The organism is Mycobacterium sp. H4Y (genome assembly GCF_000364405.1).
In the GTDB taxonomy this organism is placed as follows: Bacteria; Actinomycetota; Actinomycetes; order Mycobacteriales; family Mycobacteriaceae; genus Mycobacterium; species Mycobacterium intracellulare.
In genome coordinates this window covers 1,569,227-1,589,069 of sequence record NZ_AKIG01000001.1, presented here as the reverse complement: position 1 = coordinate 1,589,069, position 19,843 = coordinate 1,569,227, and the positions used below count along the sequence as shown (strand labels likewise).

Below are 19,843 nucleotides of genomic sequence, written 5' to 3'. Positions count from 1 at the left end.
GGGGCGCCGACGGTTCAGGTGACATCGTCGTGTTGCCCGGCGGTGACCGACGGCTCCGGTATCGCGGTGGGCCGATCGATGACCGATGCTTCGTCGTCGGGGATCTCCGTCTGGGCTTCGCGTTTGGCCTTGCGCTTGTCGTGGAGGCGGGCGATCTGGATGGCGAACTCGAGGAGGACGGACAGCGCCAAGCCGAGTGCGGTCATCGAAAACGGATCGGAGCCTGGTGTGAATACCGCCGCGAACACGAACATCGCGAAGATCAGGCCGCGCCGCCACGACTTGAGCCGCTGGTAGGTCAGCAGGCCGACCGTGTTGAGCATGACGATCAGCAGCGGGAATTCGAAGCTGACGCCGAACACCACCAGCAGATTGATCAGGAACCCGAAATAGCGGTCACCGGACAGGGCGGTCACCTGCACGTCGCTGCCGACCGTCAGCAAAAAGCCCAGGGCCTTGGACAGCACGAAGTAGGCCAGCGCCGCACCCGCGCCGAACAGCACCACGGCCGGGACCACGAACGCGATCGCGAAGCGGCGCTCCTTCTGATAGAGGCCGGGGGTGATGAACGCCCACAGCTGGTAGAACCAGACCGGGCAGGCCAGTACCACCCCGGCGGTCAGTCCCACCTTGAGCCGCAGCATGAACTGGTCGAACGGCGCGGTGGCCAGCAGCCGGCATTGCCCGTTGGCGCTGATGTCCGCGCGCGCCGACTGCGGCAGCGAACAGTAGGGATGACGCAGCCACTCGCCGAGGCTTTCCAGCCCGAAGATCGGATGCGAGTACCAGACGAACCCGAAAATCGTGGTCAGCACGATGGCCGCCAGGGAAATCAGCAGCCGCCTGCGCAGTTCGGTGAGGTGGTCGACCAGCGACATGGTCGCGTCCGGGTTGGTGCGACTGCGTCTGTTGCGTGGGTTGAGGCGCTTCAGCAGGCCAGAAGTGCGCGCTGAAACCTTGAGTGATTTCACGATGCTCGTCTAGGGCTCGGTCAGGGGCGCTCGGGCACCGCGACGATGACGGCGGCTACGCCGGGCGTGCTTCGCTGTGCCCTTGCTCGCTGGGCGCCGGAGGGTCGACCCGCTGCGACTGCACGGGCGTCGGGTTCGCCGCGGGGGCGTCGCTTTGGGTCCCCAAAGCCGAGGTCTCCGGCTTGTTCTCGCTCTGCATTTCCCGGATCTCGGACTTGAAGATCCGCATCGACTTGCCCAACGAACGCGCCGCGTCGGGGAGCTTCTTGGCACCAAACAGCAAGATCACCACGACCGCGAGGATCGCCCAGTGCCACGGACTCAGACTGCCCACTTTGATTACCTCCAGACGTTGACCCGATGCTACCGCAGCAGCGCCGCGTGGCGGTGGGCCCGCGCCGCGCCGAGGGGCCACGTTGCCTGGACTTTTATGAGCTCAGGGCGTCATACGACGCCACCGCGGCCGCCGCGGCGTCCCGCACCCGCTGTGCCAGCGACTCCGGTGCCAGCACCCGCACGGCCGGCCCCAGGCCCAGCACCAGCCGCGTCATCCAGTCCTCGGAGGCGTAGGTCATCACCGCCTCGCAGGATCCGTCGGGCAACTCGCGCACGTCGCGCATCGGGTAGTACTCGAACATCCAGGACGCCGTGGGCGCGACCCGTAGTTTGGCGAACGGCAGTGAGGGATCGCCGTCGAACAGTGAGGTGTCGGGGGGCGCGTGCAGCGCCGGCTCGGGCGGCGCTGCGGGCTCATCGAGTTCGCTGGCCTCCACGATGCGGTCGAAGCGGAACAGCCGGACCCCTTCTGCCTCCCGCGACCAGGCCTCCAGGTAGCTGTGGCCGCCGATCAGCAGCACCCGGATGGGATCGACGACCCGGCTGGTGAGGGTGTCGTGCGAGGCGGAGTAGTAGTCGATGGCCAGCGCGTGTCGCGACTGCACGGCGGCGCGCACCGCGGCGGCGGCCCGGCTTTCCGCCGGCGCGGGCTCGTCGACGGCCGTCGCAGCGGGTGCGGTGTCGTGGCCGAGGGCCCCGGCGGCGTCCTCGATCTTGGCGATCGCACTGCGCGCGGCTTCGGGGTCGACGACGCCGGGGATGTCGGCCAGCGCCCGCAGCGCCACCAGCAGGCCGGTGGCCTCCGGTGAGGTGAGCTTGAGCGGTCGGTCGATGCCGGCGGAGAACGTCACCTCGATGGTGTCCCCGGAGAACTGGAAATCGATGAGGTCGCCCGGGAAGTAGCCGGGAAGGCCGCACATCCAGAGCTGGTTGAGGTCCTCTTCGAGTTGCTTGGCCGAAACCCCGAGGTCGGCGGCGGCCTTGGCCCGGGTGACCCGCGGGTTGGCCTGGAAGTACGGGACCATGTTCAGCAGCCGGACCAGGCGGGTGGAGATGGCGGTCATGCGGACACGCCCGCATGCGCCCGCAACCGGGCCAGCACGTCGTCGCGCAGCGATTGGGGCTCGAGCACCAGGGCGTCGGCGCCGTAGCCGGCGATGTCACGGGCGAGCTGGTCGGTGGATCGGATGTCGAGCTCGATCACCTCGCCGTCGCGCTCACCCAGTCGCCGTTCGCCGACGTGCCTGCCGGCCCGGCGCAGCGCGGTGGCCCGCCCGGCGGCCACCCACACCTGGGCCAGCCCGCCGGCCGGTGTCGCTGCAACGTCGGTGACCGTCTGGGCCACGATCCGGCGCAGGTCTATGCCTTCCGGCACGGTGACCGCGCCCGCCGGGCCGATCGGCGTGACATCGGGGCCGATCCGGGAGAGCCGGAAGGTCCGGGTGGCGTCGCGGTCGCGGTCGTGGCCCACCAGATACCAGCGGCCCTTCTCGGTGACGACACCCCAGGGCTCGACGGTGCGGGTGGCGTAGGGCTCGGCCCGCGACGGCCGGTGCGGAAACTGGACCGCCCGTCGGGAATCGATGGCCGACAACAGGATTCCGAGAACATCCTCCGAGCCACGCAGGCCCGGCACTCCGACCGGCGACGCGATGGCGACCGGCGCCCCGTCATCCAGGGGGTCGACGTCGACGCCGGCGGCGCGCAGTTTGAGCAGCGCCCCCTGGGTGGCGGTGATGAGTTCGGGTGACTCCCACAGCTGGGTCGCGACGGCCACCGCGGCCGCCTCGTCCGGGGTCAGGTCGACCGGCGCGAGCGAATAGGCGTCGCGGTTGATCCGGTAGCCCTCGCATGCGTCCCACGCCGACACCCTGCCGACCTCGAGCGGGATGCCGAGGTCGCGCAGCTCGTTCTTGTCGCGCTCGAACATGCGGGAGAACGCCTCGGCGCTCGCGCTCTCCGAGTAACCCGCCACGCTCGACCTGATCTTTTCCGCCGTGATGTACCCGCGGGTGGACAGCAGGGCGATGACCAGGTTCACCAACCGTTCGACTTTTGACGTCGCCATTGGCACCAGATTATTCGATGGTCGCCGCCCGGCGCTTCCACCCGCGCACCGCGTCGCGCAACCGCGTCGGCGCGGCTACATGCTGGCGATCAGCCGCTTGACCCGCTCGTCGACCGCACGGAAGGGGTCCTTGCACAGCACGGTCCGCTGCGCCTGGTCGTTGAGCTTGAGGTGCACCCAGTCGACGGTGAAGTCACGGCCGGCGGCCTGGGCGGCGCTGATGAACTCGCCACGCAGCCGCGCCCGGGTGGTCTGCGGCGGATTGTCGACCGCCTCGGCGATGTCCTCGTCGGTGGTGACGCGGGCCGCAAGTCCCTTGCGCTGCAGCAGATCAAAGACGCCGCGCCCGCGCTTGATGTCGTGGTAGGCCAGGTCGAGCTGGGCGATCTTCGGGTCGGACAGCTCCATGCTGTAGCGGTCCTGGTAGCGCTGGAACAGCTTGCGCTTGATCACCCAGTCGATCTCGGTGTCCACCTTGGCGAAGTCCTGGCTCTCGACGGCGTCGAGCTGGCGACCCCACAGGTCGACGATCTGCTCGATCTGGGCGTTGGGTTCGCGGGTCTGCAGGTGCTCGACCGCGCGGCTGTAGTACTCGCGCTGGATGTCCAGGGCGCTGGCCTGACGCCCGCCCGCCAGCCGCACCGGCCGCCGGCCGGTGATGTCGTGGCTGACCTCGCGGATGGCGCGGATGGGGTTGTCCAGCGAGAAATCCCGGAACGGCACGCCCGCTTCGATCATCTCCAGCACCAGCGCGGCGGTGCCCACCTTGAGCATGGTGGTGGTTTCGCACATGTTGGAGTCGCCGACGATCACGTGCAGGCGCCGGTACTTCTCGGCGTCGGCGTGCGGCTCGTCGCGGGTGTTGATGATCGGCCGGCTGCGGGTGGTGGCCGACGAGACGCCCTCCCAAATGTGCTCGGCGCGTTGGGAAAGGCAGAACGTCGCCGCCTTCGGGGTCTGCAGCACCTTGCCGGCCCCGCAGATCAGCTGGCGCGTGACCAGGAACGGCAGCAGGACGTCGGAGATCCGGGAGAATTCGCCGGCCCGCACGATCAGGTAGTTCTCGTGGCACCCGTAGGAGTTGCCCGCCGAATCGGTGTTGTTCTTGAACAGGTAGATGTCGCCGCCGATGCCCTCGTCGGCGAGGCGCTGCTCGGCGTCGACGAGCAGGTCTTCGAGCACCCATTCCCCGGCGCGGTCGTGGGTGACCAGCTGCACCAGGCTGTCGCACTCGGCGGTGGCGTACTCGGGGTGGCTGCCCACGTCGAGGTAGAGGCGGGCGCCGTTACGCAGGAAGACGTTGGAGCTGCGCCCCCACGACACGACCCGCCGGAACAGGTAGCGGGCCACCTCGTCCGGGCTGAGCCGGCGATGGCCGTGGAATGTGCAGGTGACCCCGAACTCGGTCTCGATGCCCATGATTCGTCGCTGCACGTAATCGAGCGTACTGGTTGTCCGAGCATGACGGTGAGCAAGCCGCGCGTATCGATCGACGAAGTTTTGCGCGGTCCGGTTTTATGGCCGCGCCGCTCCACCTGGCGATGACGCGGCCGGGGCGCAACCCCGGGGAGATGCGAGCCTCATCGGCACCTTGAGCACCGGCAGCCACACCAGCACCACCGCGTCGGACGCTATGCCCGACGGTGGTCTAGTCGGGCGAGCCGCCGTTCGACTCCGACTCGTCGCCGTCGGAGGATCCGTTCGAATCCAGTTCGCGCAGCAAATTCTCCAGGGTGGCGCGGTTGATCCGCCGGAACGCCCGCCGCGGGCGGTTGACGTCCAAGATGGCGACCTCCAGGCTGGCCACGTCCAGGGTGGACTGGTCGCCGTTGGAGGATTCGCTGCCGGCCCGCAACGCTTTCACGGCGATGCGCGTGGCCTCGCGCAGGTTGGCGTTTTCGGCGTACGAGTCCTTGAGCGCGGTGGTGATCGGCTCGGTGGTGCCACCCATCACCACGAAATGCGGCTCGTCGGCGATCGACCCGTCATAGGTAATGCGGTACAACTCAGGCGGTTTCGACTCCCCATAGTGCGCCACCTCGGCGACGCACAATTCCACCTCGTAGGGCTTGGCCTGTTCGGTGAAGATGGTGCCCAGCGTCTGCGCGTAGACGTTGGCCAGCTGGCGGCCGGTGACGTCGCGACGGTCGTAGGCGTAGCCGCGGGTGTCGGCGAATTGGATTCCGCCGCGGCGCAAATTGTCGAATTCGTTGAACTTTCCGGCGGCGGCGAAGCCCACCCGATCGTAGAGCTCGCTGATCTTCTGCAGCGACCGCGACGGGTTCTCCGCGACGAAAAGCACCCCGCCGGCATAGACCAGGGCGACCACGCTCTTGCCCCGGGCGATGCCCTTGCGCGCGAGCTCGCTGCGCTCACGCATCGCCTGTTCGGGCGAGATGAAATACGGGAAGCTCACTTCTCACCACCATCGGGGCCGAAAGTGTCAGCGCGCGAACGACTTTGGATCACCTCACGAGCCAGCTCGGCGATGCGGCCCTCCGGCACTTCCAGCGCCCCCTCGGCGCCGATGGTGACCGCCGTGGGATAGATGCCGCGGACCAGATCCGGCCCGCCGGTCGCGGAGTCGTCGTCGGCCGCATCGTAGAGCGCCTCGATCGCGACCCGCACCGCGGAGTCGGCGTCGGTGACCTGCGAGTACAACTTCTTCATCGACGACTTGGCGAAAATCGAGCCCGAGCCCACCGACTGGTAGCCCTCCTCCTCCAGGTTCCAGCCGCCGGCGGCGTCGAACGACACGATGCGGCCGGCGCCTTCCGGATCGGGCGCGTCGATGTCGTAACCCACCAGCAGCGGCAACGCGACCAGCCCCTGCATGGCGGCGGCCAGGTTGCCGCGCACCATGATCGCCAGCCGGTTCACCTTGCCGGCGAACGTCAGCGGCACGCCTTCGAGTTTCTCGTAGTGCTCGAGTTCCACGGCGTAAAGGCGGGCGAACTCCACGGCGATGGCGGCGGTTCCGGCGATGCCGGTCGCGGTGTAGTCGTCGGTGATGTACACCTTCTTGACGTCACGACCGGCGATCATGTTGCCCTGCGTCGAGCGCCGGTCGCCGGCGAGCACCACACCGCCGGGGTACTTCAGCGCGACGATGGTAGTCCCGTGGGGCAGCTGCGCCCCGGCGCTTTCCGACTGGACGGCCCCGAAGGAGGCCGGCAGCAACTCCGGCGCCTGACGGCGCAGGAAGTCGGCGAACGAGGAAAGGTCTACAGCGGGGTTTCCCGGAAGTGCGGAGTTGATGGGTAGGCGATCAGAGAACTGCCAGGTCACTGGCCGCCCTTTTGGACGTACGCCCGCACGAAGTCCTCGGCGTTCTCCTCGAGAACGTCATCAATCTCGTCGAGCAAATCGTCAGTCTCCTCGGCCAGCTTCTCCCGGCGCTCTTGGCCCGCGGCCGTGCTGCCGGCGAAGTCGTCCTCGTCGCCGCCACCGCCACGCTTGGTCTGCTCCTGAGCCATCGCCGCCTCCTGCGTTGTCTGGGCTTGTTGAATGGCCTTTCAATTGTCCAGCCACGCCGCCCGTTGGTCTTTCCTACCCTACCGGTCAACCCCGACGTTCCCCGGCCGAACCGGCGGCTAGCTGGTGAGTTGTTCGACCAGTTCCGCCGCGCTGTGCACCGAGTCCAGCAGCGCTCCCACGTGCGCTTTGCTGCCCCGCAGCGGCTCCAGCGTGGGAATGCGGACCAGGGAATCGCCCCCCAGGTCGAAGATCACCGAGTCCCAACTGGCCGCGGCGATGTCGGCGCCGAACCGGCGAAGGCATTCACCGCGGAAGTACGCGCGGGTGTCCGTCGGCGGGCTGTCCACCGCTTCGAGCACCTGGTGCTCGGACACCAGGCGCTTCATCGAGCCCCGCGCGACCAGCCGGTTGTACAGACCCTTGTCCAGCCGGACGTCGGAGTATTGCAGGTCGACCAGGTGCAACCGCGGCGCCGACCAGCTCAGGTTCTCCCGCTGCCGGAACCCTTCGAGCAGACGCAGCTTGGCGGGCCAGTCCAGCAGCTCGGCGCATTCCATCGGATCGCGCTCGAGTTGGTCGAGCACGTGAGCCCAGGTTTCGACGATGTCGGCCGCGCGCGGATCGGGGTCGCGGCTGTCGACGAGCTTCGCCACCCGATCGAGGTAAACCCGTTGCAGCGCAAGCCCGGTCAGCTCTCGACCGTCGGCCAGAGCCACCGCGGCGCGCAGCGACGGGTCGCGGCTGATCGCGTGGACCGCGTGCACCGGCCGCGCCAGGGCCAGATCGCTCAAATCGATTCCGTGCGCCGGGCCCTCTTCGATCAAGTCCAGCACCAGCGACGTGGTGCCCAGCTTCAAATAGGTCGACGTCTCGGCGAGGTTGGCGTCGCCGATGATGACGTGCAGGCGCCGGTACCGGTCGGCGTCGGCGTGCGGCTCGTCGCGGGTGTTGATGATGCCGCGCTTGAGGGTGGTCTCCAGGCCGACCTCGACCTCGATGTAGTCCGAGCGCTGCGACAGCTGAAAGCCGGGCTCGTCGCCGGAGGGCCCGATGCCCACGCGTCCCGAGCCGGTGACCACCTGCCGCGATACCAGGAAGGGGGTCAGCCCGGCGATGATCGCCGAGAACGGCGTCTGCCGCGACATCAGATAGTTTTCGTGCGACCCGTAGGAGGCGCCCTTGCCGTCGACGTTGTTCTTGTAAAGCTGCAATTTCGCGGCCCCGGGCACGCTGGCGACGTGTCGGGCGGCGGCCTCCATCACCCGCTCGCCGGCCTTGTCCCAGATCACGGCGTCGAGCGGGTCGGTGCATTCGGGCGCGGAGTATTCGGGGTGCGCGTGGTCGACGTAGAGCCGTGCCCCGTTGGTCAGGATCATGTTGGCCGCGCCGACCTCGTCGGCGTCGACCACCGGCGGCGGGCCGGCCGAGCGGCTCAGGTCGAACCCGCGCGCGTCGCGCAGCGGCGATTCCACCTCGTAGTCCCACCGGGTCCGCTTGGCGCGCTGAATGCCCGCCGCGGCCGCATAAGCCAAGACCGCCTGCGTCGACGTGAGGATCGGGTTCGCCGTCGGGTCCGATGGCGAGGAAATGCCGTATTCGACCTCCGTCCCGATAATCCTTTGCATGCTTCAAAGACTAGGCGAGGTGCGGAATTGACCTTCTCCCGGGCGTCGGCGCCCCGGCGCCGCTGGTCATCGGTGATCGCGTTTGCTGTTGACGCCGCCGACGACGGTGATTAGCTTCACGGGATGACCGACCTATCCGGGAAGCGTTACGGCGAAGTGCTTCTCGTGACCCCCGGGGAGGCGGGACCGCAGGCCACGGTGTACAACAGCTTCCCGCTCAACGACTGTCCGGCCGAGCTGTGGTCGAAGCTCGACGCCCAGGCCATCGCCAAGGAGCACGGGGCGGCCACGGCGCTGCTCAACGGTCCGCGCTACTGGCTGATGAACGCCATCGAGAAGCAACGGCAAGGGCCGCGTATCACCAAGACCTTCGGCGGGATCGAGATGATTCAGCAGGCCACGGTCCTGTTGTCGTCGATGAACCCCGCGCCCTATACCGCCAATCAGGTCAACCGCCACACGGTCTTCGTCTTCAACCCGGGTGAAGAGGTCTACGAACTCCTCGATCCCGGCGGGCAGCGCTGGGTCATGCAGACTTGGAGCCAGGTCGCCGACCCCACCTTGTCGCGCGCCGACCTGCCCGGCTTGGCCGCCCGGCTCAACCTGCCGCACGGGTGGGCCTATCAGCCGCGCGTGCTGACCGAGGAGTTGCGGGTGGACACCCGCACCCGTTCCGCGCATGTCACGCAGGACGATCTGACGAACAGCTACTCGCTCCAGTTGGACTGACGCCGCATCACAGGCGATTTGCCATCCAACTCTGGTGCCGCACCGCCGCTTTGCGCGCGGCCTTGGCCAGTGCTCGGTCCGGCAGGTGACGGCCGAGCGCGTCGAGGACGAGCGCGGTCTCCGGCGCCGGATGACGCCAGATGTCGTCCAGCAACTGGGACGGGTCGGACAAACCGGCGAAGAGGCCGCACAGCTCCTCGGGCGATTCGAGGGTCCCCGCAAGGACGTCGACGAGCACGGCAACGTCGACAAAGCTCGCGAGCGTCTCGGCGTCGGCGCGGTCCCGCTGGATCAGCCAGAGCGCGGCGTGGCCGGCGACCGGGCTGTCCAGCAGCTGACGAACGAAGGGTTCGGCCACGTCGATGTCGAACTCGTTCAGGGCGACGAATCCCATCAGGCGGCCGGCCGCGCTCGGTGTCGCCGCGACGGCCTCGGTGAGCATCTGCACCCGCTCGGCGGCCGGCCGGTCGGCCTGCCAGTTTGCTATCAACGGCACATGAGTGTCCTTGCCCACCAACAGCATTGCGCCGATCAGGTCCGTCGCATCCCAGTCGTTGATTCGGTCGAGACGGCGCAGCGCGAATCCGGCGTCCTCCACGTATTCCGGCACGACGTGACGCCCCAGCGCGGTCAGCGCCACAGTCCCACCCGTCCAATTGCTAGGCCCAAGCGGCTGCGGCCGTTCGAGGGCGTCGGTCCAGCGCACCACACCGGCCTGCCGCAGCACGTCGAGGAGTCGGCCCATGTCGTCCTCGACGTATGCCTCCAGCGTGTCCTCCTCGTCGGCATACCAGCGCGGCGACGGCCGTTGCGCGGCAACCAGCGCGTGCACCCACTCCAGCAAGGATTCGAAGGGAAGTTTCGCGCCGTCTTGCAGCAGCGGCGCCAGCCAACACGCGATCCCGTCGTCGAGCAGGTCGTGCATGACGTGCTGCTCGGGATAGAGCTGCGCCGAATGCAACGACCGCAACGGACGTGACAAGAGGATCGCCGCGAACAGCGACTCCGCCCGCTCCACGGGCGAGCGCGTCCCCCACTCCTGCCCCGGCAGCACCCGGTGGCGATGCACGTCCACCGCGCCCGCCTCGATAGCCACTTGGACGAGGAAATTCAGACGCCGCAGCGCCGCCGTCGACCGCGCCGGATATTTCAGCTCGCCCAACTCGAAATCCAACACGTCGCCGGTGTCGAGGCGTTCCACCAGCGCGCGACCATCAGCAAGTTCGAGTTCGCCCTTGTCGGTGAGCGGCTTGCCGTCCGGCCCGAGATAGTCGCGCAAGGCATCGAGTTTGGCGAGCAGCGGGACCGCCGTCGCGGCGGCCGCCAGATCGGTCGCGGACGGCGGAACGTAGAGGAACGGCAGTTCGAACGGCTCCGGCGCGTCGCCCAAGTCCGGAAGATCCTCGACAACGGTAGGGTCGCGTGCTTCGGCCAGCAGGGTCGGCGCAAGGTCGTCGGCCAGCAGGGTCGGCGCAAGGTCGTCGGCCAGCCTGCGCAACCTGGCGGCGCGGTCGGCACCGCCGACCAGACGCCCCGTTGCCTCCATGAAGTCGACGTATACGCCGACCGCGAAGCACAGACTGGCGGCGTCGTCCGGCCGGCCTTCGAACCGCCGCGGACACCACTCCAGCAAAAATTCCGCGATATCGGCGGGCGCGAAATCGTCGAGCACACCGGTGGAGTCGAAGTAACGCCAGTCCAGAAAGACGGCGACGTCGGAGACGACGGCTTCCCGATCCGAGTCGACTCCGGACCACCAACCGTCGAGCTCGTCCAGCAGCACGCCACGAACCTGGTCGTAGGCGTCGTCGTCACCCGGAGCCTCAAAGCGGAGCCGCACGGGTGCGACGCTAGCCGGTGGCGCCGACAAATGTTTACAAGTACTGACCCAGGTTCGACTCGGTGTCGATGGCCCGCGACGCGCTCGAGCTCTTGCCGGTGACCAGCGTGCGGATGTAAACGATCCGCTCGCCCTTCTTGCCCGAAATCCGCGCCCAGTCATCGGGGTTGGTGGTGTTGGGCAGGTCCTCGTTCTCGGCGAACTCGTCGACGATCGAGTCGAGCAGATGCTGGATGCGCAGGCCCGGTTGACCGGTTTCCAGCACCGACTTGATCGCGTTCTTCTTCGCCCGGTCGACGACGTTCTGGATCATCGCCCCGGAGTTGAAGTCCTTGAAGTACATGACTTCCTTGTCACCGTTGGCGTAGGTGACCTCCAGGAACCGGTTGTCGTCGATCTCGGCGTACATCCGCTCGACGACCTTCTCGATCATCGCCTTGATGCAGGCCGTGCGGTCGCCGCCGAACTCGGCGAGGTCGTCGGCGTGCAGCGGCAACTCCTCGGTCAGGTACTTCGAGAAGATGTCTTGCGCCGCTTCGGCATCCGGGCGCTCGATCTTGATCTTCACGTCGAGCCGGCCCGGCCGCAGGATCGCGGGGTCGATCATGTCCTCGCGGTTGGACGCGCCGATCACGATGACGTTCTCGAGCCCCTCGACGCCGTCGATCTCGCTGAGCAGCTGCGGGACCACGGTCGTCTCGACGTCCGAGGACACCCCCGTGCCACGGGTGCGGAAGATCGAGTCCATCTCGTCGAAGAACACGATCACCGGGGTGCCTTCCGACGCCTTCTCGCGGGCGCGCTGGAAGATCAGCCGGATGTGGCGCTCGGTCTCGCCGACGAACTTGTTCAGCAGCTCAGGGCCCTTGATGTTGAGGAAGTACGACTTGGCCTCGCGCGCGTCGTCGCCGCGGACCTCGGCCATCTTCTTGGCCAACGAGTTCGCCACCGCCTTGGCGATCAGCGTCTTACCGCAGCCGGGCGGACCGTAGAGCAGCACACCTTTGGGCGGACGCAGCGCGTACTCCCGGTAGAGCTCCTTGTGCAGGAAGGGCAGCTCCACGGCGTCGCGGATCTGCTCGATCTGGCGGGTCAGGCCGCCGATGTCCAGGTAGCTGACGTCGGGCACCTCTTCCAGCACCAGGTCCTCGACCTCGGCCTTGGGGATGCGCTCGAACGCGTAGCCGGCCTTGGTGTCGACCAGCAGCGAGTCGCCGGGCCGCAGCTTGCGGGGCCGGGTGTCGTCGTTGAGGGCGTCGGGATGACCGTCCGGCAGGTTCTCGGCGACCAGCGGCTCGGCGAGCCAGACGATGCGTTCCTCGTCGGCGTGCCCGACCACGAGCGCCCGGTGCCCGTCGGCCAAGAGCTCACGCAGTGTGGAGATCTCGCCGACCGACTCGAAGGTGCCCGCTTCCACGACCGTCAGCGCCTCGTTGAGGCGAACGGTCTGGCCCTTACGCAGCAACGCGACTTCGATGTTCGGCGAGCACGTCAGGCGCATCTTGCGGCCGGAGGTGAACACGTCGACGGTGTCGTCCTCGTGCGTGCCGAGCAGGACGCCGTAGCCGCTGGGCGGCTGGCCCAACCGGTCGACTTCCTCCCGCAACGCCAGCAGTTGCTGGCGGGCCTCTTTGAGGGTCTCCATCAACTTCGAGTTACGGGACGCGAGGGAGTCGATGCGCGCTTCGAGCTGATGCACGTCGCGGGCAGAGCGGGCGCCGCCTTGCGCACCGACCGTGTGCTCGAGCTGCTCGCGCAACATCGCCGCCTCGCGGCGTAGCTGCTCCAACTCGGCCTCGTCGCCGCTGGACATGTCTGATTCGTGGGGGGTTCCGAAAGCTTCAGAACGCTCTGAGCTACCCATCTTGCGCTCCTTTCCCACACCGAATTGGCGCGGCGGATACTTCAAAGCTACCGGCGATTGACGATTGATGTGCGTAGTCAAATACCCACGAAAAGTTAAGATTTTCGTCACGCTGGTAATCTCGGCCACTAATCGTGATGATCGAAACGGCCTCGGGAGGTGGCACAGTGACCGCAAAAAGCCTCGCCACCGGCTCGGCTCGCGTCGCGGTCACCGCCGGTGTGACTTCAGTTGCACCCATCGGCCCGACCTTAGCGACATCGCTCCCACCCGAAGCTGCCAGAGCCGTTTAGCCGGCCGACCCACTGGATGCATCGACCACTGTCCGTAGCGCTCAGCACCGCCACCACCCTGGCGGTGGTCGGACTCGCGGCGTGTTCGTCGAAGCACCCCGCAAGCGAGTCGTCGACCATCTCGTCGCTGCCACCGGTCACGTCCAGCCAAGCTGCTGCGCCCGTCACGGCTCCCCTGCCACCGCCCGAAGCCCTCACCGATGTCCTGGCTCGCCTGGCCGATCCGAACGTCCCCGGCGACGCCAAGGTGAGTCTGGTGGAGGGCGCCACCCCGGAGAGCGCGGCCACGTTGGACAAGTTCACCAACGCGTTGCGGGACAACGGCTACCTGCCGATGACCTTCGCCGCGAACGACATCGCGTGGTCGGACAAGAACCCGTCCAATGTGAAGGCCAGCGTCGCCGTCCACACCGCCCAGGCCGACAACGCGAACTTCACCCTCCCGATGGAATTCGCTCCCTTCCAAGGCGGTTGGCAGCTTTCCCGGCACACCGCCGAAACGCTGTTGGCCATGGGCAAGTCGCCGGCGGCCCCGTCCTCCGGCGCCCCCGCGAGCCCGCCCGAACCCGCACCGCCGCCTCCCCCGCCGGCTCCCGAACCCGGTCCGTCCCAAAACCCGCCGGGCTGACGCGCCGGATGTGGATCGGCTGGCTCGAGTTCGACGTGTTGCTGGGCGACGTTCGCTCGCTCAAGCAGAAGCGATCGGTCGTCCGTCCCGTCGTCGCCGAACTGCAGCGCAAGTTCAGCGTCTCGGCGGCCGAGACGGGTTCGCACGAGTTGTATCGACGGGCCGGCATCGGGGTCGCCCTGGTTTCGGGTGACCGCGGCCACGCGGTCGACGTGCTGGACGCGGCCGAGCGGCTGGTGGCCGCGCATCCCGAGTTCGAGCTGCTGTCGGTGCGACGCTCGCTGGTGCGCCCCGAAGATCTGGCCTAGGGGAGCTAGCCGTCGCGGCCTTCGCGCTTGCGGCCCAGCGGCGCGGGCGCAACCACCCCCGGGGCGAGCCGTCGCGTGAAGATCAGGAAGGCCGTGTGCCCGCGCATCGAATGCTGCGGGCGCACCGCGAGCCCGACGACATTCCACCCGCGTTGCAACGTCTCCCACGACCGCGGCTCGGTCCAGCACTGCTGCGTTCGCAGCGCCTCGACGACGCGCGACAGTTGTGTGACGGTGGCCACATAGATCATCAGCACGCCGCCGGGGATGAGCAGCCGCGCGACCGACTCCAGCACCTCCCACGGCGCGAGCATGTCGAGCACGGCGCGATCGAAGGATCCGTCCGGCAGCTCGGAGTCGGCCACATTGCTGACGATCAATTCCCAGTTGTCCGGCGCCTCGCCGCCGGCGAACACCGACACATTGCGTCGGGCGTGCTCGGCATGATCGGCGCGCTGCTCGTAGGAGACCACCCGCCCGCCGGGCCCCACGGCGCGCAGCAGCGAACAGGTCAGCGCGCCCGAACCGGCCCCGGCCTCGAGCACCCGGGCGCCGGGGAAGATGTCGCCCTCGTGAACGATCTGTGCCGCGTCCTTCGGGTAGATCACCTGCGGGCCGCGGGGCATCGACATCACGTAGTCGATCAACAGCGGCCGCAGCACCAGGTACGCGGCGCCGTTACTGGACTTGATCACGCTGCCCTGCTCGAGCCCGATGACCGCGTCGTGCGGGATCGACCCGCGATGGGTGTGGAACTCGGCGCCCTCGGCGAGCACCATCGTGTAATGCCGGCCCTTGGCGTCGGTGAGCTGCACACGCTCGCCCACGGTGAACGGGCCGGTTACGGACACGCGGTCTAGCGTGCCAGCCGACTCGCCCGCACGGGTGCTTGGGGGTTGTCGGAGCCCGGTCATAGGCTTTCGACATGATCGTCCAGCCGGAGGCGCCGCAGTCGGTGACGGGCCCGGCGAGGCAGGTGTCCCGCCCGGCGCTGTCACCGTCGCGGGCGGCGGACTTCAAGCAATGCCCACTGCTGTACCGCTTCCGGGCCATCGACCGCCTGCCCGAGGCGCCGTCGCCGGCGCAGCTGCGCGGGTCCCTGGTTCACGCCGCCCTGCAGCAGCTTTACGAGCTCCCCGCCGCGCAGCGCGGCCCCGACACTGCCCTTTCGCTGGTGCAGCCCGCGTGGGAGCAGGTGATGGCCGCGACGCCGGAGATGACCGCGGGATTGGACCCCGCCCAGCGCTCCCAGCTGCTGGCCGAGGCCCAGGCGTTGCTCGCCGGCTACTACCGCCTCGAGGACCCGACGCGTTTCGACCCGCAATGCTGCGAAGAACGCGTGGAGGTCGAACTCGCCGACGGCACGCTGCTGCGTGGATTCATCGACCGCATCGACGTCGCCGCCACCGGCGAGCTCCGGGTGGTCGACTACAAGACCGGCAAGGCGCCACCGGAAGCTCGGGCCCTGGCCGAGTTCAAGGCCATGTTCCAGATGAAGTTCTACGCGGTGGCCCTGTTGCGTTCTCGCGGCGTGCCGCCCACCCGGCTGCGGCTGATCTACCTGGCCGACGGCCAGGTCCTGGACTATTCGCCGGATCACGACGAGCTGCTGCGCTTCGAGAAGACCCTGATCGCGATCTGGCGCGCCATCCAATCCGCCGGTCAGACGGGCGATTTCCGTCCCACCCAGTCGCGATTGTGCGACTGGTGCCCCCACCAGCAGCACTGCCCCCTTTTCGGTGGGATACCGCCGCCCTACCCGGGCTGGCCGGAATCGTTTGACGCGCAAAGCGATTCGCGCTCGAGCGAGCCGGCGGCGTAGCGCCTAGTCCAGCGGTGACATGTCCTGGAGCACCGTCGGAATGAGCTCGCTGACCGTGGGATGGATGTGCATGGTGCGGGAGAGCGTGGTGTACGGTGCCTTGGCCGACATGACGTCCAGGATGCAGTGAATGGCCTCGTCGCCGCCGACCCCGAAGACGGCGGCCCCCAGGATCTCCTTGGTTTCGGCGTCGACCACGACTTTCATGAAGCCTTGTGTCTCACCCTTTTCCACCGCACGGCCGACTCTGGTCATCGGCCGCTTTCCGACGAGCGCCTTGCGCCCCGACGCGCGGACCTGCTCGACGGTCAGGCCGGCGCGCCCCAGCGGCGGATCGATGTAGAGCGCGTAAGTGGTGATGCGGTCGCTCACCCGCCGCGGGTCGTCATCGAGCAGATTGGCGGCGACGATCTCGAAGTCGTTGTAGGACGTGTGGGTGAACGCGCCCTTGCCGTTACAGTCGCCCATCGCCCAGATGTGCTCGACGCTGGTCTTGAGCTGGTCGTCGACGACGATGTAGCCGCGGGCGTCGGTCCGCACACCGGCGGCCGCCAGGCCCAGGTCGTCGGTGTTGGGGCGCCGGCCCACCGCCAGCAGCAGATGACTCCCCCGGATGGGCGTGGCGCCGTCGCGCGGGGTGAGTTCAAACCCGTTGTCGGTCTTGGTGACCCGCACGTCGTCGGCGTCGACGACGATGTCGATGTCCTCGGCCCGCAAGATGTCTTCGATGGTGGCCGAGACATCCTCGTCTTCGCGCGACGCCAGCCGCGGACCCCGCTCCACCACCGTCACCCGCGCCCCGAAGCGCCGGTACATCTGCGCGAACTCCAGCGCGATGTAGCTGCCTCCCACGATGACGAGATGTGTTGGCAGTTCATCAAGTTCGAGGATCGACGCGTTGGTGAGGAAGTCGACCTCGTCCAGCCCCGGAATGTCGGGCACCACGGCGCGGCCGCCGACGTTGAGGAAGATGCGGTCGGCGTGCAGCAGGTCGTCACCGACCCGCACGGTGTGCGGATCGGTGAATACCGCGTGCCCGCGGACGACGGTGCAGCCGTCCATGCCCTCGAGCCAGTCTTCGACACCCTTGCGGTCGTCGAGCATGATCTCGTCCTTGCGGGCCTTGACTTTCGCCATGTCCACGCTGATCTCGCCGGTGCCGACGCCGTAGTCGGCGCCGCGCCGCGCCAGGTGCGCGGCATGGGCGGAGGCCACCAGCGTCTTGGTAGGGATGCACCCGGTGTTGACGCAGGTGCCGCCAATCAGTTTGCGTTCGACGATCGCGACGCGCTGCCCGGCCGCCGTCAGCCGCCCCGCCAACGGCGGGCCCGCCTGGCCCGCACCGACGATGATCGCGTCGAAATGTTCTGTCACTTAACCGCCGTCAGCAGGTACTCCGTCAGCACGTGGCCCGTCACGGCCACGATGACGAGTCCCCCGACGATCGCGACCGCGTCCTCGAGCAGCGCGATGGGCAGGTCCCGGCCCGCCGCGGCGGCCAGCCGCTTGCGCGCCTGGTAGCCGCCGAGGGTGCCCAGCACCGCGCCGATGACGCCGGCGCCGAGCGCGGTAAAGGTCCAGTGCGGCCAGGCGCCCAGCGCCGCGCCCGCGAGACCACCCATCACGATGCGGCCCGCGAAGATCGGTGCCGCCGTGCGCGGCGGGGTCTTGGGTAGCTTGTCGTTGATCAATTCGCCGACGGCGAGGACCGTGAAGACGACCACCGCGACGATGCTGGCCATCCAGGACGCCCACGTGCCGTGCAGGTCGATCCACCCCAGGAGGGCGGGGGCGGCGGCCCAGGCGACCACCGCGGGCGCCGTCAGCGAACGCAACCCGGCAACGACACCAATCAACAAAGCCAGCAACACAACAAGCGCGTGAGTCACGAAGACCTCCTGGAGGACGAAACAGCCGGCGACCTTTTCAGGGACGGCCCATACGCCAACCCGGGCAGTCCCCCGAGGCGGACGCTAACACAGCCGCGGCGGTCGCACCGCGTGTGCAATCAGAACCGGCAAAACCTGATATCGGACGCCAGGATCGCCTTGGCGCCGATGACGGCCAGCTCATCCATGATTTCGTTCACTCCCCGGCGCGGGACGAGCGCCCGGATGGCAACCCAATCCGGATCGGCCAGGGGCGCAATCGTGGGCGACTCCAGCCCCGGGGTGATCGCGGTGGCCTTGTCCAGCACCGAGCGGGGGCAGTCGTAATCGAGCATCAGATACTGCTGGCCGAACACCACACCCTGGATGCGCGCCACCAGCTGATCGCGCGCGGCCTGCGTCCCGGAGCGGCTGGCCTGGTCGCTCTCGATCAGCACGGCTTCCGAATCGCACAGCGGATCACCGAAGGCCACCAGGTTGTGCAGGCTCAGGGTGCGACCGGACCCGACCACGTCGGCGATGGCGTCGGCGACGCCGAGTTGCACCGAGATCTCCACCGCGCCGTCGAGTCTGATGACGGTCGCCTCAATACCCCGGCCCGCCAAGTCTTTTCGGACCAGGTTGGGATACGCCGTAGCGACCCGCTTGCCGGCCAGATCGGCGATCTTCCAGTCGCGCCCGGCCGGGGCGGCGTAGCGGAAGCTCGACGAACCGAATCCCAGCGCCAGGCGTTCCCGCACCGGGGCGTCGGAATCGCCCACCAGATCGCGGCCGGTGATGCCGAAATCCAGCTCGCCCGAACCCACGTAGATGGCAATGTCTTTGGGCCGCAGGAAGAAGAACTCGACCTGATTGGCCGGGTCGATGACGGTCAGATCCTTGGAATCGGTGCGGCGCCGGTAGCCGGCCTCCGCCAAGATCTCGGTGGCCGGCTCGCTCAGCGTGCCCTTGTTGGGAACCGCAACCCGCAGCATGGTCACAGCTTCCGATACACGTCGTCGAGGGACAGCCCGCGGGCGACCATCAGCACCTGTGTCCAATAGAGCAACTGGCTGATCTCCTCGGCCAGCGCGTCGTCGGGTTCGTGTTCGGCGGCCAGCCACACCTCGCCGGCTTCCTCGAGGATCTTCTTGCCCAGCCCGTGGATGCCGCCGTCGAGCGCGGCGACCGTCGCGCTGCCGGCCGGCCGGGTGCGGGCACGCTCGCCCAGTTCGGCGAACAGATCCTCGAAGGTCTTCACGGCCAGCGATTGTTTCACGCGCCGGTCGGCAAAGTCACGGCGGTTTCGTTCAGCACTGCATGGTTCAGTCGAATCCGGCGAGGGTGAGCCGCAGCGCTTGCTCCAATTGCTCGTGAAAAGGCGGACTTTCGCCGACATCGGAGGTCAGCCATCCGTCGAGGACGAATTGGACTGTGGCCAAACTGGTGTGGACCAACAATGCGGGTCGAATGTCGGCCATCGCATCGACACCCATCCGGTGAGCGACCTGCTGGATCAGGTTGCCGTGGTCGGTTTCGCTGATCAGCACGGATTTACTCAACAGGTGCGGCGCGGTGGCCACGGCGAGGCGCCAGGTGTCCAGGTTGTCAACGTTGCTGACGTCCCTGGCGTGCGTGACGAACAGTTGGATCAGCGCCTCGACGGGCGACTCGTGTTGCGGTCTCGCACTGTAGGAACCCACGATCTCGGCGGCCGCATCCCGGACGGGGTCGACCAGCAGGCCCTCCTTGGTGGGCGCGTACCGGAAATAGGTGCTGATGGAGATCCCGGCGGCCGACGCGATGTCCTCGGTCGTCACCGCCTCGAAGCCCCGCTCGGCGAAGAGCTGGTGCGCGGTCTGCTGGATCTGGGACAGCAGCTCAGCACGGCGTCGGTCCCGCAACGAACCGGTGTTTGCTGAGGGCATGCCATCACCTTCGTCAATCCGACAAAACAACCCCGCGGTGCGTCCAGCGACGAACTCAGATGAGGGACTCTACACTATTGAAAGTC

General features: G+C 67.8%; 21 protein-coding genes. 4 read left to right on the top strand and 17 right to left on the bottom strand.

The window, feature by feature from the left end:
* Positions 1–14: 14 nt before the first annotated feature.
* From tatC to dop, 9 genes are all read right to left on the bottom strand, one after another.
* Entirely contained in the window at positions 15–971 is a 957-nt protein-coding gene (gene tatC, locus W7U_RS07045) for a twin-arginine translocase subunit TatC (protein WP_008256322.1), read from the bottom strand.
* 55 nt (positions 972–1,026) lie between these two features.
* Positions 1,027–1,305, bottom strand: a complete 279-nt coding sequence (gene tatA, locus W7U_RS07040; RefSeq protein WP_008256319.1) for a Sec-independent protein translocase subunit TatA — start codon at positions 1,303–1,305, stop codon at positions 1,027–1,029.
* Between the two features lie 94 nt (positions 1,306–1,399).
* Positions 1,400–2,371 (bottom strand): YafY family protein, encoded by a 972-nt coding sequence (locus tag W7U_RS07035; protein WP_008256317.1) that lies wholly within the window; start codon positions 2,369–2,371, stop codon positions 1,400–1,402.
* Positions 2,368–3,375, bottom strand: a complete 1,008-nt coding sequence (locus W7U_RS07030; protein ID WP_008256316.1) for a YafY family protein — start codon at positions 3,373–3,375, stop codon at positions 2,368–2,370. The genes W7U_RS07035 and W7U_RS07030 overlap by 4 nt, the downstream gene beginning before the upstream one ends.
* A gap of 75 nt (positions 3,376–3,450) precedes the next feature.
* Positions 3,451–4,809 carry a Pup--protein ligase gene (gene pafA / locus W7U_RS07025; protein WP_008256314.1) on the bottom strand — a complete coding sequence of 453 codons (1,359 nt, stop codon included), beginning with the start codon at positions 4,807–4,809 and terminating at the stop codon, positions 3,451–3,453.
* Positions 4,810–5,023: 214 nt separating this feature from the next.
* Positions 5,024–5,791 carry a proteasome subunit alpha gene (prcA, locus tag W7U_RS07020; RefSeq protein ID WP_008256312.1) on the bottom strand — a complete coding sequence of 256 codons (768 nt, stop codon included), beginning with the start codon at positions 5,789–5,791 and terminating at the stop codon, positions 5,024–5,026.
* The gene (prcB, locus tag W7U_RS07015) at positions 5,788–6,663 is read right to left on the bottom strand and encodes a proteasome subunit beta (protein WP_008256310.1); all 876 of its coding nucleotides are present in this window, start codon (positions 6,661–6,663) and stop codon (positions 5,788–5,790) included. The genes prcA and prcB overlap by 4 nt, the downstream gene beginning before the upstream one ends.
* Positions 6,660–6,851, bottom strand: a complete 192-nt coding sequence (locus W7U_RS07010) for a ubiquitin-like protein Pup (protein WP_008256309.1) — start codon at positions 6,849–6,851, stop codon at positions 6,660–6,662. The genes prcB and W7U_RS07010 overlap by 4 nt, the downstream gene beginning before the upstream one ends.
* A gap of 117 nt (positions 6,852–6,968) precedes the next feature.
* A complete protein-coding gene (gene dop / locus W7U_RS07005; RefSeq protein WP_008256308.1) occupies positions 6,969–8,477 on the bottom strand; it encodes a pup deamidase/depupylase in 1,509 nt (502 codons plus the stop codon).
* Between the two features lie 123 nt (positions 8,478–8,600).
* Here dop and W7U_RS07000 point away from each other — a divergent pair, with 123 nt between their 5' ends.
* Entirely contained in the window at positions 8,601–9,206 is a 606-nt protein-coding gene (locus tag W7U_RS07000) for a hypothetical protein (RefSeq protein WP_008256307.1), read from the top strand.
* Positions 9,207–9,213: 7 nt separating this feature from the next.
* Here W7U_RS07000 and W7U_RS06995 read toward each other — a convergent pair whose 3' ends face one another.
* Both W7U_RS06995 and arc read right to left on the bottom strand, forming a co-directional pair.
* Positions 9,214–11,046 (bottom strand): hypothetical protein, encoded by a 1,833-nt coding sequence (locus W7U_RS06995; RefSeq protein ID WP_008256306.1) that lies wholly within the window; start codon positions 11,044–11,046, stop codon positions 9,214–9,216.
* A 34-nt stretch (positions 11,047–11,080) separates the two neighbouring features.
* Complete coding sequence (arc, locus tag W7U_RS06990) at positions 11,081–12,910, bottom strand: proteasome ATPase (RefSeq protein ID WP_008256304.1); 1,830 nt, start codon at positions 12,908–12,910, stop codon at positions 11,081–11,083.
* Between the two features lie 309 nt (positions 12,911–13,219).
* Between arc and W7U_RS06985 the strand changes: the two genes are divergently transcribed.
* Together W7U_RS06985 and W7U_RS06980 are read left to right on the top strand one after the other, a co-directional pair.
* Positions 13,220–13,831 carry a hypothetical protein gene (locus W7U_RS06985; protein WP_008256302.1) on the top strand — a complete coding sequence of 204 codons (612 nt, stop codon included), beginning with the start codon at positions 13,220–13,222 and terminating at the stop codon, positions 13,829–13,831.
* Positions 13,832–13,839: 8 nt separating this feature from the next.
* Positions 13,840–14,139, top strand: a complete 300-nt coding sequence (locus W7U_RS06980; protein WP_008256301.1) for a DUF503 family protein — start codon at positions 13,840–13,842, stop codon at positions 14,137–14,139.
* Positions 14,140–14,144: 5 nt separating this feature from the next.
* Here W7U_RS06980 and trmI read toward each other — a convergent pair whose 3' ends face one another.
* The gene (gene trmI / locus W7U_RS06975) at positions 14,145–14,990 is read right to left on the bottom strand and encodes a tRNA (adenine(58)-N(1))-methyltransferase TrmI (RefSeq protein WP_008256299.1); all 846 of its coding nucleotides are present in this window, start codon (positions 14,988–14,990) and stop codon (positions 14,145–14,147) included.
* 74 nt (positions 14,991–15,064) lie between these two features.
* On the opposite strand from trmI, the gene W7U_RS06970 reads away from it, so the two are divergent.
* The gene (locus W7U_RS06970) at positions 15,065–15,961 is read left to right on the top strand and encodes a RecB family exonuclease (RefSeq protein WP_008256296.1); all 897 of its coding nucleotides are present in this window, start codon (positions 15,065–15,067) and stop codon (positions 15,959–15,961) included.
* Between the two features lie 3 nt (positions 15,962–15,964).
* On the opposite strand, the gene W7U_RS06965 is transcribed toward W7U_RS06970, so the two are convergent.
* The 5 genes from W7U_RS06965 to W7U_RS06945 all read right to left on the bottom strand — a co-directional run bounded on the left by W7U_RS06965 (position 15,965) and on the right by W7U_RS06945 (position 19,757).
* Complete coding sequence (locus tag W7U_RS06965) at positions 15,965–17,335, bottom strand: FAD-containing oxidoreductase (RefSeq protein ID WP_008256294.1); 1,371 nt, start codon at positions 17,333–17,335, stop codon at positions 15,965–15,967.
* Positions 17,332–17,850 carry a membrane protein gene (locus tag W7U_RS06960; RefSeq protein WP_026071592.1) on the bottom strand — a complete coding sequence of 173 codons (519 nt, stop codon included), beginning with the start codon at positions 17,848–17,850 and terminating at the stop codon, positions 17,332–17,334. Before W7U_RS06960 ends, W7U_RS06965 begins: the two co-directional genes overlap by 4 nt.
* 119 nt (positions 17,851–17,969) lie before the next feature.
* Positions 17,970–18,824: an ATP phosphoribosyltransferase gene (gene hisG, locus W7U_RS06955; RefSeq protein ID WP_008256290.1), complete on the bottom strand. Its 855-nt coding sequence runs from the start codon at positions 18,822–18,824 to the stop codon at positions 17,970–17,972.
* 2 nt (positions 18,825–18,826) lie between these two features.
* Positions 18,827–19,108, bottom strand: a complete 282-nt coding sequence (locus W7U_RS06950) for a phosphoribosyl-ATP diphosphatase (RefSeq protein ID WP_009953388.1) — start codon at positions 19,106–19,108, stop codon at positions 18,827–18,829.
* Positions 19,109–19,154: 46 nt separating this feature from the next.
* Positions 19,155–19,757, bottom strand: coding sequence for a TetR family transcriptional regulator (locus W7U_RS06945; RefSeq protein WP_008256286.1), 603 nt, complete (start codon positions 19,755–19,757; stop codon positions 19,155–19,157).
* Between the last annotated feature and the right edge of the window lie 86 nt (positions 19,758–19,843).

What these genes read in the sequence shown, in the direction of transcription:
- W7U_RS07035 (WP_008256317.1), bottom strand. Translation starts at nt 2,371, where the DNA reads ATGACCGCCATCTCCACCCGCCTGGTCCGGCTGCTGAACATGGTCCCG.
- W7U_RS07030 (WP_008256316.1), bottom strand. Translation starts at nt 3,375, where the DNA reads ATGGCGACGTCAAAAGTCGAACGGTTGGTGAACCTGGTCATCGCCCTG.
- W7U_RS07010 (WP_008256309.1), bottom strand. Translation starts at nt 6,851, where the DNA reads ATGGCTCAGGAGCAGACCAAGCGTGGCGGTGGCGGCGACGAGGACGAC.
- dop (WP_008256308.1), bottom strand. Translation starts at nt 8,477, where the DNA reads ATGCAAAGGATTATCGGGACGGAGGTCGAATACGGCATTTCCTCGCCA.
- W7U_RS07000 (WP_008256307.1), top strand. Translation starts at nt 8,601, where the DNA reads ATGACCGACCTATCCGGGAAGCGTTACGGCGAAGTGCTTCTCGTGACC.
- arc (WP_008256304.1), bottom strand. Translation starts at nt 12,910, where the DNA reads ATGGGTAGCTCAGAGCGTTCTGAAGCTTTCGGAACCCCCCACGAATCA.
- W7U_RS06985 (WP_008256302.1), top strand. Translation starts at nt 13,220, where the DNA reads ATGCATCGACCACTGTCCGTAGCGCTCAGCACCGCCACCACCCTGGCG.
- W7U_RS06980 (WP_008256301.1), top strand. Translation starts at nt 13,840, where the DNA reads ATGTGGATCGGCTGGCTCGAGTTCGACGTGTTGCTGGGCGACGTTCGC.
- W7U_RS06970 (WP_008256296.1), top strand. Translation starts at nt 15,065, where the DNA reads ATGATCGTCCAGCCGGAGGCGCCGCAGTCGGTGACGGGCCCGGCGAGG.
- hisG (WP_008256290.1), bottom strand. Translation starts at nt 18,824, where the DNA reads ATGCTGCGGGTTGCGGTTCCCAACAAGGGCACGCTGAGCGAGCCGGCC.
- W7U_RS06945 (WP_008256286.1), bottom strand. Translation starts at nt 19,757, where the DNA reads ATGCCCTCAGCAAACACCGGTTCGTTGCGGGACCGACGCCGTGCTGAG.